At 43.1% G+C, this 14,296-nt stretch carries 12 protein-coding genes and 2 pseudogenes; 4 read left to right on the top strand and 10 right to left on the bottom strand.

The genetic code is table 11. The features are described from left to right. Positions 1-190: 190 nt before the first annotated feature. Positions 191-358 (top strand): annotated as a pseudogene (locus IM322_RS13970) (DUF2887 domain-containing protein); the annotation flags it as partial. A 41-nt stretch (positions 359-399) separates the two neighbouring features. Here the strand turns inward: IM322_RS13970 and grrA are convergent. The 6 genes and pseudogenes from grrA to IM322_RS13940 all read right to left on the bottom strand — a co-directional run. Further along, positions 400-774: a GrrA/OscA1 family cyclophane-containing rSAM-modified RiPP gene (grrA, locus tag IM322_RS13965; protein WP_286827276.1), complete on the bottom strand. Its 375-nt coding sequence runs from the start codon at positions 772-774 to the stop codon at positions 400-402. Positions 775-788: 14 nt separating this feature from the next. Continuing rightward, positions 789-1,688 (bottom strand): extracellular substrate binding-like orphan protein GrrP, encoded by a 900-nt coding sequence (gene grrP, locus IM322_RS13960; protein ID WP_287673550.1) that lies wholly within the window; start codon positions 1,686-1,688, stop codon positions 789-791. A gap of 88 nt (positions 1,689-1,776) precedes the next feature. Then, a complete protein-coding gene (locus IM322_RS13955; protein WP_287673552.1) occupies positions 1,777-2,946 on the bottom strand; it encodes a PQQ-dependent sugar dehydrogenase in 1,170 nt (389 codons plus the stop codon). A 243-nt stretch (positions 2,947-3,189) separates the two neighbouring features. Beyond that, a complete protein-coding gene (locus tag IM322_RS13950; RefSeq protein ID WP_287673553.1) occupies positions 3,190-3,975 on the bottom strand; it encodes an O-fucosyltransferase family protein in 786 nt (261 codons plus the stop codon). Between the two features lie 58 nt (positions 3,976-4,033). After that, a complete protein-coding gene (locus IM322_RS13945) occupies positions 4,034-4,219 on the bottom strand; it encodes a hypothetical protein (protein ID WP_287673554.1) in 186 nt (61 codons plus the stop codon). A 264-nt stretch (positions 4,220-4,483) separates the two neighbouring features. After that, positions 4,484-4,855, bottom strand: a pseudogene (locus IM322_RS13940) (type I restriction endonuclease); the annotation flags it as partial. Between the two features lie 204 nt (positions 4,856-5,059). Here IM322_RS13940 and IM322_RS13935 point away from each other — a divergent pair. Both IM322_RS13935 and IM322_RS13930 read left to right on the top strand, forming a co-directional pair. Further along, positions 5,060-5,509 carry a DUF29 domain-containing protein gene (locus IM322_RS13935; protein WP_287673556.1) on the top strand — a complete coding sequence of 150 codons (450 nt, stop codon included), beginning with the start codon at positions 5,060-5,062 and terminating at the stop codon, positions 5,507-5,509. 12 nt (positions 5,510-5,521) lie between these two features. Continuing rightward, positions 5,522-6,271, top strand: a complete 750-nt coding sequence (locus IM322_RS13930; protein WP_287673557.1) for an amino acid ABC transporter ATP-binding protein — start codon at positions 5,522-5,524, stop codon at positions 6,269-6,271. Positions 6,272-6,289: 18 nt separating this feature from the next. Here the strand turns inward: IM322_RS13930 and IM322_RS13925 are convergent, their stop codons facing one another. The 4 genes from IM322_RS13925 to IM322_RS13910 form a co-directional block, all read right to left on the bottom strand. Next, positions 6,290-7,855, bottom strand: coding sequence for a cation:proton antiporter (locus tag IM322_RS13925; protein WP_287673559.1), 1,566 nt, complete (start codon positions 7,853-7,855; stop codon positions 6,290-6,292). Between the two features lie 251 nt (positions 7,856-8,106). Beyond that, entirely contained in the window at positions 8,107-11,409 is a 3,303-nt protein-coding gene (locus tag IM322_RS13920; RefSeq protein ID WP_287673560.1) for an efflux RND transporter permease subunit, read from the bottom strand. A 6-nt stretch (positions 11,410-11,415) separates the two neighbouring features. Continuing rightward, the gene (locus IM322_RS13915; RefSeq protein WP_287673562.1) at positions 11,416-12,615 is read right to left on the bottom strand and encodes a proton extrusion protein PcxA; all 1,200 of its coding nucleotides are present in this window, start codon (positions 12,613-12,615) and stop codon (positions 11,416-11,418) included. Positions 12,616-12,857: 242 nt separating this feature from the next. Next, positions 12,858-13,991, bottom strand: coding sequence for a glycosyltransferase (locus IM322_RS13910; RefSeq protein WP_287673564.1), 1,134 nt, complete (start codon positions 13,989-13,991; stop codon positions 12,858-12,860). A gap of 90 nt (positions 13,992-14,081) precedes the next feature. On the opposite strand from IM322_RS13910, the gene IM322_RS13905 reads away from it, so the two are divergent. Continuing rightward, on the top strand, positions 14,082-14,296 hold a 215-nt coding region (locus IM322_RS13905), incomplete at its 3' end, for a helix-turn-helix domain-containing protein (protein ID WP_287713239.1).

Below are 14,296 nucleotides of genomic sequence, written 5' to 3'. Positions count from 1 at the left end.
GCATTGAGCAAGCCATCGAGCACGCCATTGAACAAGGCAGACTAAACAAAGCACTAGAGGCGGTCCCTCGTTTGTTAGCCTTAGGGTTAAGTGTTGAGCAAGTCGCATCCGCCTTAGAATTAGAGGTTGAACAGGTTAGAGCTATACAAAACGGGAGATAAAAAATGCGATCGCATTGTAAAATAAGAGCATGAAAACTGACACGATTTTTTATCAACTCTTGCAATCTTTCCCCTCTATCTTCTTTGAATTAATTCAACTCCCTATCAACGAAGCGAATAACTACCGCTTTGACTCAGTGGAAGTCAAACAACTTTCCTTTCGTCTTGATGGAGTCTTTCTGCCTCAAAATAATCACCGTTGGGACGAGGATAAAGTTATCCCCTCACCCAACCTTACTTACCAACGATTTAAGAAACCGCCACCATTACCCCAGCGCGGTCGGGAATTAAAGAAACCGCCACCGTCAGACCAACCATTACGCCAGGGCCGCGCATTAACGAAACTACCACCGCGACCATCTACCCAACCACCGGCACGACTATTCCCCCAACCGCGATTGCCACCATCTCCCCAGCCTAAAGCTTGTAAACTAGGATCGGCAGTACCTTCCGGCAGTTGGTTAACCCGTTCGCGTACAGCGCTAGATAGACGACTTAAACGCGCTTCAATGGGATTAGCCTCGTCTGAGGCGGCCTGAGCGGTGCTAGTCAGACCGAAGGCAGATAAAGCGAGAAGAAAGCCGACTAAACCGGTTTTATTGCGAATATTCACCTGAATTTATGCTCCTATTTGGCTTCTTGGGGATTAATTTGGGCGTGTTCGATAACTTTGAAGGCAAAAAACCCCTTTAATAATTCTGGGGGGATGGGAACCATGCCTTGACTACCGAACCAGCGATCGATTTGACTAACGGTAGCCGTATCATTGGTGATGTAATCCTGCATCATTTTAACAATGGCATAGTTGACATCATCCAAAAAAGTAGAGTTATTTTCGGGAACCATGCAAGCGATGCCAAAATTAGCTAGAGCTTCTTCGGGGACGATTTCGTAGATTTTAGGGTTATCTCTGAGGATTGTTCCCGCTAAAGAGATGCTATCCCCTGCTATTGCGTCGATTTTACCGGTTTTTAAAGCTTCGATCGCTTCTTCTACGGTGCTGTAGGTAGCAACAATTGTCGCTTGCGGTTGTACTAATTTAATCACATCCACGGCCACAGAAGTGGGAACCAAGGCGATGCGTTTACCGATTAGGGATTGAGGAGTGGAGAGATTGCTGCCTTTTTTGGCTAAAATCCTAATCCCAGAAATGCTGTAACTGATGGAAAAATCGACAACTTTCGCCCTTTCCCAAGTAAAAGCCGTACTACAAGCGATATCGATTTCCCCGCTACGAATGAGATTAATTTTCTCTCCGGGTTGGTTAGCTTCAATCATTTGCAGGGTGACGGGACGACCGAGACGAGTTTCCAATCGTTTTCTAATTCGTTCTAACACATCCATAGAATAGCCGACTAATTCCCCTTTATCATCGATGTAGGAGTAGGGAATCGCATCAAAACGGGTTCCTACGGTCAAAAACCCCGTGCGAGCCACTTTTTCCACCACTGTTTCCGCTAAACTTGCACTAGCGAGGAACATGGGTAATATGCAACCTAGTCCCACTAACTGTAAAATTTTCTTCATAAATCGAGTGCTTGCTCCCGTACAAACATAACTATACTAGAATTCGCTAAAAAATCTTCAAGGTTTCCATAATAATTTCTGTGAACTTTTACAAATTAGATGGCGGTTCAAGGCGAATTAATTGACCGTTACCTTCATCGGTGAGCAGGTATAAAAATCCGTCGGGACTTTGACGCACATCCCGGACCCTCTGACCGATGGGAATCGCTTCTTGATTGATAATTTCACCGGATTTATCCACTGACAGACGGCGAATATCCCTGGAAACTAAACCACCGGCGAATAAATTTCCCTGCCAATTAGGAAAGCGATTACCGGTATAAAAGACCAATCCCGAAGGAGCGATCGCAGGTGTCCAAATTGTTTTCGGATCGATCAGCCCGGGGCGAGATTTTTTGCTGGAAACTGGGGTATTAGTGCCGTACTCTTGACTGGCAGAAACCACTGGCCAACCGTAATTTTTACCTTTTTCAATTAAATTTAATTCATCCCCTCCTTTTGCTCCGTGTTCTGTTGCCCAGACTCTTTTAGTCATTGGATCAAAGCTGATTCCTTGAATATTCCGATGACCATAACTCCAAATTTTAGAACCCGCAAAAGGATTATCTTTAGGTAGAGAACCATCGTCATTGATGCGGATAATTTTACCTAAATGACTTTGCATATTTTGGGACTGTTTTCTAATTAAATCTCCCGCTAATTGTAGGGGAGGATTACCCCCGTCCCCAATCGCTACCAATAAAGTGCCATCCGGTAGCCATAATAACCGCGAACCGAAGTGTTGAGAGCCGGTTTTTGCCTGGGAAACTTCAAAAATAATCTGCACATCTCGCAAACTTGTACCATCATAAACCGCACGAGCGACGCGGGTACGATTAGCCTCCTGGTCTCCGTGGGCATAAGTTAGATAAATCCAGCGATTTTGGGCAAATTGGGGATGAATTGCCACATCGAGCAGTCCTCCTTGTCCGACGGCAAAAACTTCGGGAACTCCAGCGATGGCTTTTGGGTTTAATTTACCCTCTCTAACCACTCTTAAACGACCGGGGCGCTCTGTGATCAGGATTTCCCCGTTAGGTAGCCAAACCATCGACCAAGGATGCTCTAAACCCTCGATTACGGTCACTTTTTGCCATTGATTTGTCTGGGAATTATTCGCCGAAGTTAATACATTTGTGCCTTGACAACTGGAGATAATCATGGTAAGCAAAACGCTAGATACTAAAGGCGAGAAAATGCGATTGAGAGAATTAAGCATTAGTTGGTAACTCCCCAAGTTTGCCATAGCATAGACATCATTAAGGTTGGTTCGGGTTAATTGCTCGTACAAACTATTTGGCAATACCTCTAATTTTCGCTTTTACTTTTTCAATGAATGAAGAAGAATTCACATCATGGAGATGTTGTTTACTCGCTTTACTTAGGATTGATGCCACTAAACCAAAGGAGGACTGAGAAGAAAAAATCAAATCATTACAACTAGCTAACAAATACATATCCATTAATGCTTCTCATTTTGAACGCGATCGTGACATTGATCCCAGTTCTGGTGCATTCTTTCTCCTGAGGGTGTAAACCATTTTGTGGTGGTGATAATATTTGGGAATTCCTGTTGAAATTTTTCAACAACTTCTTGAGAATCTGTAGCCAAGAAAATGCTGTTAAATTTATTGTTTTTGTTGATTTTTTTAGTATTAGTAATTAGCTTATCTAAAGGAATCTTCATGTCTGTGTATCTGACATGAACGCCTAGGGTATTCACTCCAAAGTAAGATGATCTGAAATCTTCGATAGACTGAACAATTTCGGGTTTCAGGCTTAGATGAGAGTTTAATACCTGTTTGATAATAGTACGATCATCCATTTTTGCCAAGTAATCGAACTTGCCATGAAAAAGTTGTCTCATCTGGTTGATTTTATGAGTATAGGCACAGAAAACCAGAATCTCACTCTCATAATTTGTTCTAGATAATTCAACCGACATAGATTGATCCGAAATACTTAAATCTTTTCTTAGTCCACCAAAAGATTGATTTAACTTATCAATCCATATCTCAGGATAGACAGACTTGCTATCAGGTATAGATTCTACTGAAGCGGTCTTTGGACAGTTAAAAAATAGAGGGAAGGAATTGATATTGTCATGACAATAAGTATTATCCCGCCAATCAATAACTAACTGGCGATTACTAATTTCACTATAGATTATTGCACCACAGGCGGCCAGAATTCGGTTTCCCATGCCAGAGGAACCTTTACAAATCAGAAATTTTCTAGAGCTATTCATATTTTCTATTAAGTATCTACTAAACTATAAACCTAGGCGACGGCGAGATCTTTTCAAACTAAAGGGGGAGTGAGCCATAAATAGCTTCACAAATTCTAGGCGACTCAGATAGAGTCTGTTGGGTTAAACCCTTTAAAACTTCCTTGAGTAGATCGGGACGAGTAAAAACTGTTAAAATAACTGGCGGCAAAGGACTAGGTAAAGGCACCTCATCAAGAGACATTGGTAAATTTGTTAAATTCATAGACTACCGAAAAACAAAATTTTTAACATCTGCACAAATCATGCCCAATATGGTAACACTTTAATTTGACTGTGTCAAGCTTAATTACACTTCAATAACTCCCAGCTAGAATTTTTTGACCTTAACTTGAGAGAAAACTTTTATTATAATGTTCGGATATCCTGTCTCCTTTGCCTGAACACTTAATTAACCGTAACTTCCTATCCCTAGATAAAATTTTGCCAGCATAATTAGCGATTACTAAAAATGAGATCATTAAAAACCCTTGACGGTATCCGTATAAAACCGATAGATAATCCCGTTAGTTAAAACTCCAAAGTGAGCTTCAGTTACATGAAAATATCGATGCAGTTGGGAACTATGTTTAGGATGCTCAAGATTTTGATGACAGCTTTTACATTCCATCAAAATAATCGGTTTATTATCCAAACAAATAGCATAATCCACTTTTTCCCCTTTCAATCCGGGTAAATCTGCACTATATTCGGGGTGAACTTCCATCGGATTGAATACATCGTAACCCCATGCTTGCAAAAAAGGCATAATAAAAGCTGTTTTGGTTGCCTGTTCGTTTTGGATTTGAGAACGAGAGGTTTCAACTTTTTGAGCAATTGCTTTGAGTTTATCGATTTCCATGATAGCCTCATTATCTAGGATGTGTGGGTTATCTTCTCAGCCTACCCACAATTTAACCTTTTTTTAGATAAGGGTCAAGCATTTTTTACTGTCATCATAATTAATTCAAAAATATTTACACTAATCAACCGCCATACAGTCTTTTTATGCTATCATACTTAGTAAAAGGTTATTTTCAAGAATTTCTCCATTTGATCAAAGACAATGCTTGCTTTAGAACAGCTTTATGAAAAAGAATATGATCGCTGGTTAAGCGAGACGATCGAGTTATTAAAAAATCGTCAGTTTGATCGGGTAGATTACGAACATTTAATCGAGGAGTTGGCAGCTTTGGGACGAAGCGAAAAAACTGCTGTTAAAAGTTTAAGTTTACCAATAATAATCCATCTGTTACTCTATCAATTTTGGACAACAGAAAGAGCAAGAAATAGTAATCATTGGGCGGCAGAGATTATCACTTTTCGAGTACAATTAGAAGATAAGCTCACCACCAATTTAACTAAATTTCTAGAACTAGAGTTAGGGAATATCTATGAAAACGCTCGCTTAATTGCCGAAAAAAAGACAGGATTAAAAAATTTACCGATAATTTGTCCCTACTCTCTGACACAAATTCTTGAGAAACAGTGGTTTCCCGATACAGATAATCAATAAACTCTCAAAAATATGGACTCTCACAACAGTGAACCGATTATAATTGCCGAAGCTGTGGAAAAATGGTACGATAACCGCTTTCATGCTTTGCGGGGAGTCAATCTCACCGTTAATAAACAGGAAGTTGTGGTGATTATGGGGCCGTCAGGTTCAGGAAAATCCACCTTTATTCGCACTTTTAACGGGTTGGAATCCTATCAAAAAGGCCGCATTATTATTGACGGAATAACTGTGTCCCACAACCTGAAAAATATCGAGGCAATCCGTCAGGAAGTCGGGATGGTTTTTCAACAATTTAACCTCTTTCCCCATCTGACGGTATTAGATAATGTCACCCTTGGGCCGATATGGGTGCGCGGTTGGAAAAAAGCGCAAGCGGAGGAAATAGCGACAAAACTCCTCGAAAAAGTCGGTATTCTTGAACAAGCGCTTAAATATCCCCCTCAGTTATCGGGGGGACAACAGCAGCGGGTGGCAATCGTGCGCGCTTTGGCCATGCAGCCGAAGGTGATGTTATTCGATGAACCGACCTCAGCTTTAGACCCAGAAATGGTGCGAGAAGTCTTGGAAACGATGCAAAGTTTAGCTAAATCGGGGATGACCATGGTTTGTGTCACCCACGAGGTAGGATTTGCGCGAGAAGTGGCCGATCGAGTGGTATTTATGGATCAGGGTTTAATTTTGGAAATTGCCCCCCCAGCAGAATTTTTTAATCATCCCCAATCCGATCGAACTCAGCAATTTTTAGCAAAAATTCTTTGATTTTCCATGACTTGATGATTAAACCATCTCTTTTTCTGCTTCTACCTCGACTAAAAGGGGAACGAGATTTTCATTTAAACGACCGGCTCTAATTAATTCTGCGTAGGTATTAGCTTCGATATCGAGTAAAGTATCTTGAAATTGTTCGGCTACCACATCTTTTAATTGTGGGTGTTCCTGTAGTAATTTTTGCAACTGATCGCCTAAGGACTTTAATTGTCCTTCCACCAGAGTTTTTTTGTAGCGATAAAATTCGGGATCGATATCGGGAAAACGTTCTGGTTGTTGCAGATAATTGGCAACCCTAGTTAAAGCAATTTGACGAGCAATTAAGGCCGAATATTCGGTGCGAATCGGTTGATCACCAATAAGATCGAGGAAATTTAACAGCCATTGTATAGATAATCCTTGCACCAATAAAGTAAATAAAACCACCCCAAAAACCACGTCAATAATTTCTTGACGGTAGGGGATAGTAGTAGGAACACTTAACGCTAGGGCGATCGAAACCGAACCGCGCAATCCTCCCCACCATAACACCGTTCTTTCCTTAAAACTGATCTGATTGCCCGTAATTAGGTTACTAATTCCCCCTAGTCCAAAAATTGAGAACAGACGGGAAACCACCATAGCGGCGATCGCTATTAAAATCCCGGTTAAATGACTGCCGAGACTCTCAAAACGGGTTTGATCGCCAATCAGTAAAAAGATGATAGAATTGACAAAAAAGGCGATAAATTCCCAAAATTCGCTAACTACCAAGCGCGTACGGGGACTCATACCAATGCGCGAACCGAGATTACCGAGAATAATCCCGACAATTACCACCCCAATCACACCGGATCCGCCTAATTTTTCCGTGACAAGATAGGTTCCGTAAGCAGAAACTAGAGTCAGGGACTGTTCCACAAAAGGCAGATCGAAGCGTTGGGTAAGGTAGGAAATGCCGAAACCGATCACGCAACCGACACCGATCCCAATCCCCACAAAGGTGCAGAAACGAGCGATCGTGACGGGGACGGAAAAGGTATCGACTCCCAAGGGAATCCCTACCAAGAGGACGAAAGCGACCACAGCGACCCCATCATTAAAGAGACTTTCCCCTTCCATCAGGATCGTCAGTTTTTTACTGGCCCCCAATTCTTTAAATAGGGCAATCACAGAGACGGGATCGGTGGCAGCTAGGGCAGCACCCAACAGAAAAGCGATCGATAGGGGTAAATTGGCAAAAATATGTAGGGGATAGGCGACTCCCAAAACGGAGATAATCACCCCGATAACGGCAAAAATGACGATAGTAACCCAATATTCCTTTAATTTAGCCCAGGGAATATTCCAAGCGGCTTCAAAAAGGAGGGGAGGCAGAAAAATTTCCAGAATTAATTCCGGGGAAAGATTAACTAGACGCAAATCTAAAAAAGCTAAACCCATACCGACAATAACTAACAGCAGGGTGTAGGGAATTTTGCGGAGGAAGGCAACGGTTCTCGATAAAGTGGCGACACTCAAGGAAATGGTCAAAACTAGCAGGAATTGCTCTAAATTATGAGCGATCGCTTCGTTAGCAGTAGATTCTAGACTCATTATTTTCAGTTATCAGTTATCAGTTATCAGTTATCAGTTATCAGTTTTCAGTTATCAGTTATCAGTTATCAGTTATCAGTTATCAGTTATCAGTTATCAGTTATCAGTTATCAGTTATCAGTTATCAGTTATCAGTTATCAGATTTGAGTTTTTAAGTGTGCAGTATTAAATAGCAGTTTCCTACTGTCTTTTCACTGTTTACTGTTTACTGTTTACTGATCACTGATCACTGAAAAAAGCTCCTAACACCCTAGTCATTCGTTGACTGAGGAGAGATTTTCAAAGAGGAAATGACCCCTTCTTCTATGGAGGTTTCTGATGTATTCCTTTCCCCACCGAGAGAGGGAGTTTTACCATTGCCAGAACCGCCACTTTTCGGGGGTTTCGAGGAGAGGAATCGGGCCTCGAACTGTTTGATCAGCACATACAACACCGGGACGAGAAATAAACTCAACACCGTCGAAATCAGATAACCGCCTAAAATTGCAGTTCCCAGAGACCAACGACTCATCGCTCCAGCGCCGGAAGCGATAACCAAGGGCAAGAAACCGACTAAACCAGAAATAGCCGTCATCAGAATCGGTCTTAAGCGTTCCGTCGAGGCCCGGGCTGCCGCATCGGGAATACTTAAACCCAAAGTACGGGACTGGTTAGCGAATTCCACGATTAAAATCGCATTTTTTGCCGCTAAACCGATCAACATGACCAAAGCCACCTGAGCATAGATATTATTATTCACCGCCGGGAACAGACTACCCACTTGTAGGAAATTCGCCCGCAACAGTAAGGCCCCCATGGCACCTAGGATCGCTAGGGGAACGGTAATCATGATGATAATCGGGTCAATGTAGCTTTCGTACTGGGCTGCAAGGACGAGGAAAACCACGATAAAGGCTAATCCGAAGATAACTGGAGCAGCCCCGGCGGAAGTTTTTTCTTGGAAAGCTGTACCCGTCCAAGCGTAACCGAAACCGGGCTGCAGGACTTTCCGACAAACATCTTCCATCACTGCGATCGCCTGTCCCGTACTAAAACCGGGGGCGGGATTACCCTGAACGTTAATCGAGGGATAGAGGTTAAAGTTAGTGATAATCGGTGGATAGGTGAAGCGTTTGACGCTAACTAAACCCGATAGGGGAATATTGGCCCCGGTACGGGAACGGACGTAAAGACGGTTAATATCTTCAGGATTAGAACGGTAATCCGCTTCTGCTTGGGCAAAGACTCGATACAAGCGATCGCCCAAGACGAATTGGTTGACGAAGTTGGAACCGAGATAGGTTTGCAGGGTAGCGAAAACGGCCTGCATATCGACGTTTTGCGCCTGTAGCTGGTTGCGATTGATGGAAAGTTCCAGCATCGGCGTGTCGGTGGTAAATTGGGTGAAAATTCCCGATAATTCCGGTCTTGTTCGGGCCTCGGCCATGACTTTATTAGCGTTGGCAATCAAAGCGTCCATGGGGAAAGAAGCGCGGTTTTGGATAAATAACTCGAAACCGCCGGTAGAACTTAATCCATCCACGGGGGGCGCATTAACGGCGAAAGCGCGAGCATCTGGGACTTTAGTGGCTAATTGTTGGTTAATTTTCCTAAGAATCCCGAAAACCGACTTATCTTCGCCAGGCCGTTCCGACCATTCTTTTAACTTGACAAAAAATAGTCCTTGGTTGCTGCCAGTTCCGGCAAAACTAAAGCCCGCCATCCCGACAAAGTGATCGATTTCTTCGATACCGTCGAGAATTTCTTCGTTAATCTGACGGATAACCCGGTCGGTGTAGCGCAGGGAAACCCCGGGGGGTGCTTGCACGAGGATAAAGGCATAACCTTGGTCTTCTTCGGGGATAAAACCCTGGGGAGTGGTGCTATAACTCCAAGCTGTGAGAAAGAGGGCGGCAATAAAGAAGGGTAACACCAGAAACCGGATGCGGATCAGAAATTCGATCGAGCTTCGATAGCCCTCTTTAACTGCGTTGAAACCCCGATTAAAGCCCTGGAAAAACAGTCCCAAGGGTCCGCGGGTGCGTTGGGGCGCTTTCATGATAATCGCCGACATGGTGGGGGAAAAACTGAGGGCGTTAAAGGTGGAGATGATAATTGAAGCGGAGATGATGACGGCAAATTGTCGATAAACGATCCCCACCGTACCGGGGAAGAAGGTGACGGGAATAAACACCGCTAGTAGTACAAGAGAACTAGCAATAACCGCCGAGGTTAACTCGCCCATGGCATCAAGGGCAGCTTGAAATGGCCGCATTCCCTGCCGTAATTTTTCCGATACCGCTTCTACGATCACGATGCCGTCGTCCACCACTAAACCGGTGGCCAGAATGACGGCAAACAAGGAGAGGTTATTGAGAGAATAGCCTAAAGCCAGGGCGACGGCCATGGTTCCGATCAAAGATACGGGAATAGCGATCGCCGGAATGATCGTGGTGCGCCAATCCTGAAGGAAGATAAAAATGACTAGAATAACCAGTAAAATCGCCTCAACCAGAGTGCTAAAGGCTTCTTCCAGGGAAGCGGCGACAAAGGCGGTATTATCGAGGGTAATGGCGATATTTAACCCCGGGGGGAAACTTGGTTCTAGTTCCGCCATTTTTTCTTTTACCAGTTTGGCAGTATTCCAAGCGTTGGAACCGGGTAACTGATAGACGATATAGACAACGGCGGGGGATTTGTCGAAATAGGCGGCGGTACTGTAGCTTTCGGCTCCGATTTCTGCGCGTCCTACGTCTTTAATTCGGATTAAATCGCCATTTTCCCCGACTTTGACGACGATATTTTCCGCTTCCTCCCCGGTGGCAACCCTACCAACGGCGCGAATGGCGATCTGGAATTGCTGATCCTCGGGACTGGGATCACCGCCAATTGTCCCTGCACCCACCTGAATATTCTGTTCTCGGATTGCCTGTACTACTTCGACCGCCGATAGCCCCCTAGCGGCTAAAGCATCGGGATTAAGCCAAAAACGCAGGGCGTATTCCCTTTCTCCGATGATTGTTGTACTACCAACTCCCTCGATCCGGCGAATCTCCGCATCGATGACCCGATCGACAAAGTTACTTAAAAAGACCGTATCGTAGGGATAATTGCCCTTTTCGTCCGGTTTGGCGGAAATCCCGTAGGCAAGGGTAACGCTGGGGGATTGGGTATTGGTTGTCACCCCCTGCCGGTTCACTTCTTCCGGTAAACTAGCAGCGGCGGTACTGACACGGTTTTGTACCAAGACTTGGGCAATGTTACGATCCATTTCCACTGGGAAAAAGACATTCACCGTACTTTGTCCGGTGTTGGTACTCTGGGACTGCATATAAACAATCTGTTCTGTCCCGTTAATCTGCCGATCGAGTACCGTGGTAACGTTATCCTGTACGGTTTTGGCATCGGTTCCCAAATAGTTGGCATTTACCGCTACCTGAATAAATGCCAACTGGGGCAGTTTTTCTAGGGGTAAAAAGGGAATAGCGATCGCTCCGAGCAAAACGATTAAAATCGAGCAAACTGTGGTCAGAACGGGTCTTTTAATGAAGGTATCGGCAATACTAAGGATCATAGGGCGTTACTGGTTCATCTTTTCTAGGATAGTCGCTGCGGTGGGAGATTTGCGAGTCAGATAGTTAAATATTAATAGTTTAAAGATGGTATCTAGGATAACGGGAACCGTGGCCACAAACAAGCTAATAAATGTAATATTTTCCCGCCAACCAAAGTGCCGGAACAAAGTTTCTAAGATTACCGTCCACCCCTCCGCCGAGTGAAACCCGACAAATATATCGGTAAAGAGAATAAAGATAAAGGCTTTGGTGATATCATTTAAGCTGAGAAAATAACGACTAACATAGGCTCGCGTAATTGCCAATTGTTGACGACCAAAAATTAAGATTGCAATAAAGGCTATTAATCCGGTAATATCGGAGAGTAAGTTTTTCCAACCATCTTGACTTTCATAACCCGCTTCTTTGAATAATTCCTGCACCTGTTCCCGAAAATTTTCTTCTGATTCATGCCCTGCTTTTGCTACTCCTAAAACGTGCTTGATTTCTTCAATTTCTTGAAGTCTAGCAAATTCCCTGAGATATTTTTCGCCAATTTCCTGGGAAATATAAACTTCTGATATTTTCGCTCTATCCACACCAAAATAGTTTAAAACAGGGCTAAAAATAAAGTTTCTACTAATAACCTGCACCGAGAGAGGAACTAAAATAATAATCAGAATAAAACGAATAGCAATACGTTGTTGTTGTCGCAGGGTACGGAGTTGTTTAATAACGGTTTGTTCGTATTCTGGGGTTAATTCTTGCCGGAAGTTAAAAAATTTATTACTGGTTGCAGGAGAAATTGTCTGGTTAGTTTTATCGCTAGGGGTATCACCAGTGAGATTCGCTTTAGCCAGATTTGGAGTTTGATTATTCGGTAATGGGGGCAGCAATTCCTCTAAATCTAGGCGATATTTACCAATAATATCCTCGATCGCCTTTAAAGTCTCTAGGATGTTATTATTTTCTGGGTTAGTTTGCGGGTTAAGAAAATTACCCAGACGCACTTGAGTTAAATCGAGACGTATCTGTAATAATTCTCGTTCTAGGGTACTTTGAAAGTAATCATAAACACTTTTTCCTCCCACGGCAGCCGGGGAAATTTTTTGTCCCCCAAAATGTTTATCTTCGATCGCTTTAATTTTCAGCGCTCTCTGATAAGCTGATTCTAAGGCCACTAAAGAGCGTCTTTCTACCCATTGATTAACTCGATTCCAAGGCACGGCTATAATCCTCCCTTTTCTGTCATCACAAGCACCACGGTAAGCTATCAGCGTTGGCTAGATCTCAGAGAAATATCCATAATATTACATTTTGGGCGCATTGACTACATCCTCGCCATTGGTGAAATACAGAGTTTCTCATCAAGATAAAGTGTAACCTAATTTGTTATCAACAACCGATGACCGACTCCCTAAAACGAAAACTTCCTAGCTCACCATTAAGATAACTGCTCTAATTAAACTTAGCAATAATTTTTAGATATTGAATGTTCCTCTATAAACAAACTGTAAGCATTTCTAAAAACCTCTGGTGTAAATCTATTAGCCTGTTGCCGACAATTTTCTGGATCAATTTTATCACCGTGATCAACAAAATATTTAACCGCTTCCAGCAAGGATTGGGGATTTTGTTCCCCAAAAAGTAATCCTGTTCCCTGGGGAGAATTTTCCCGCAGCTCTCGCACGGTTTCTAAAGCACCTCCGGCAGCAAATGCAATCACGGGAGTACCACAAGCTTGCGCTTCCACTAAAGCAATACCAAAATCCTCACAAGCAGCATAAATAAACGCTTTTGCTTTCGACATATATTCTGCTACTATTCGATCGGACACGGAACCTAAAATCTGAATATTATTCCTCGCTAACTGTCGGATTAAAGACATTTGTGGACCATCTCCAATAACCACTAGGGGTAATCCCAATTGATTAAACGCTTCCACAATTAAAGGGACTTTTTTATAACTAACCAAACGAGAGACTACTAAATAAAAATCTTCTTTTTTCTCTTGGTAGGGAAAACGCTCGATTTGTACGGGAGGATAAATGACTTTTGCCTCCCGTCGATAACAGCGCCAAATTCGTCTAGCGGTGTGGTGGGAATTAGCCAGAAAATAGTCCACACGATTAGCAGAAATCACATCCCACTGACGCAACCCATGCAAGAGATAACGGGTGAAAATACCGGGTAATCCCCGTCCTAACTTACTATTAGCTAGATAGTCAAAAGTTAAATCCCAAGCATAACGCATCGGAGTGTGACAATAACAAATGTGCACCTGATCCGGTCGAATTAAAACCCCTTTAGCCACACAATGGGAGGAGGATAAAATTACATCATAATCCTCTAAATTTAACTGCTCGATCGCTAGGGGAAGAAAAGGTAAGTATTTTTGTACGCCATTTCTCGCTTTCGGGAAATTTTGCAGAAAAGTTGTCCCGATCGAGCGACCATAGAGATAACTATCGGGATTGGTGGACTCAAAATCGATTAAAGCGTATAAATCCGCCTCTAGACATTGTAAAATCTCCCTAACCACTAATTCTGATCCCCCCGTCGCTTTTGGGGTTAACCACTCGTGAACCAGAGCGTACTTCATCGAAAATTTGGGTCTGAAACCCCGTCGTTCTACGACGGCTTTACCGTTAAATACTAGCACATTTACGAAATATATGCTAAAATGTGAGACATGGAAAAAGCCTACTCGTTTCGATTTTACCCCACACCCGAACAAGAGTCGCTATTGCGGCGCACCTTGGGCTGTGTAAGATTAGTTTACAATAAGGCACTCCATCTCAGAACACAAGCATGGTACGAAAAGCAAGAAAGAGTAGGATATGCTCAAACTTCTTCAATGCTAACCGATTGGAAAAAGCAAGAAGAATTAGACTTTCTCAATGAAGT

This window comes from Microcystis sp. M109S1, from assembly GCF_020247025.1.
In the GTDB taxonomy this organism is placed as follows: Bacteria; Cyanobacteriota; Cyanobacteriia; order Cyanobacteriales; family Microcystaceae; genus Microcystis.
This window is presented reverse-complemented; position numbering and strand designations above follow the sequence as displayed.

Excerpts from the sequence above, each read along its gene's own strand:
- IM322_RS13925 (WP_287673559.1), bottom strand. The coding sequence starts at position 7,855 with ATGAGTCTAGAATCTACTGCTAACGAAGCGATCGCTCATAATTTAGAG.
- IM322_RS13950 (WP_287673553.1), bottom strand. The coding sequence starts at position 3,975 with ATGAATAGCTCTAGAAAATTTCTGATTTGTAAAGGTTCCTCTGGCATG.
- IM322_RS13935 (WP_287673556.1), top strand. The coding sequence starts at position 5,060 with ATGCTTGCTTTAGAACAGCTTTATGAAAAAGAATATGATCGCTGGTTA.
- IM322_RS13930 (WP_287673557.1), top strand. The coding sequence starts at position 5,522 with ATGGACTCTCACAACAGTGAACCGATTATAATTGCCGAAGCTGTGGAA.
- grrP (WP_287673550.1), bottom strand. The coding sequence starts at position 1,688 with ATGAAGAAAATTTTACAGTTAGTGGGACTAGGTTGCATATTACCCATG.
- IM322_RS13955 (WP_287673552.1), bottom strand. The coding sequence starts at position 2,946 with ATGCTTAATTCTCTCAATCGCATTTTCTCGCCTTTAGTATCTAGCGTT.
- IM322_RS13945 (WP_287673554.1), bottom strand. The coding sequence starts at position 4,219 with ATGAATTTAACAAATTTACCAATGTCTCTTGATGAGGTGCCTTTACCT.
- IM322_RS13910 (WP_287673564.1), bottom strand. The coding sequence starts at position 13,991 with ATGAAGTACGCTCTGGTTCACGAGTGGTTAACCCCAAAAGCGACGGGG.
- IM322_RS13920 (WP_287673560.1), bottom strand. The coding sequence starts at position 11,409 with ATGATCCTTAGTATTGCCGATACCTTCATTAAAAGACCCGTTCTGACC.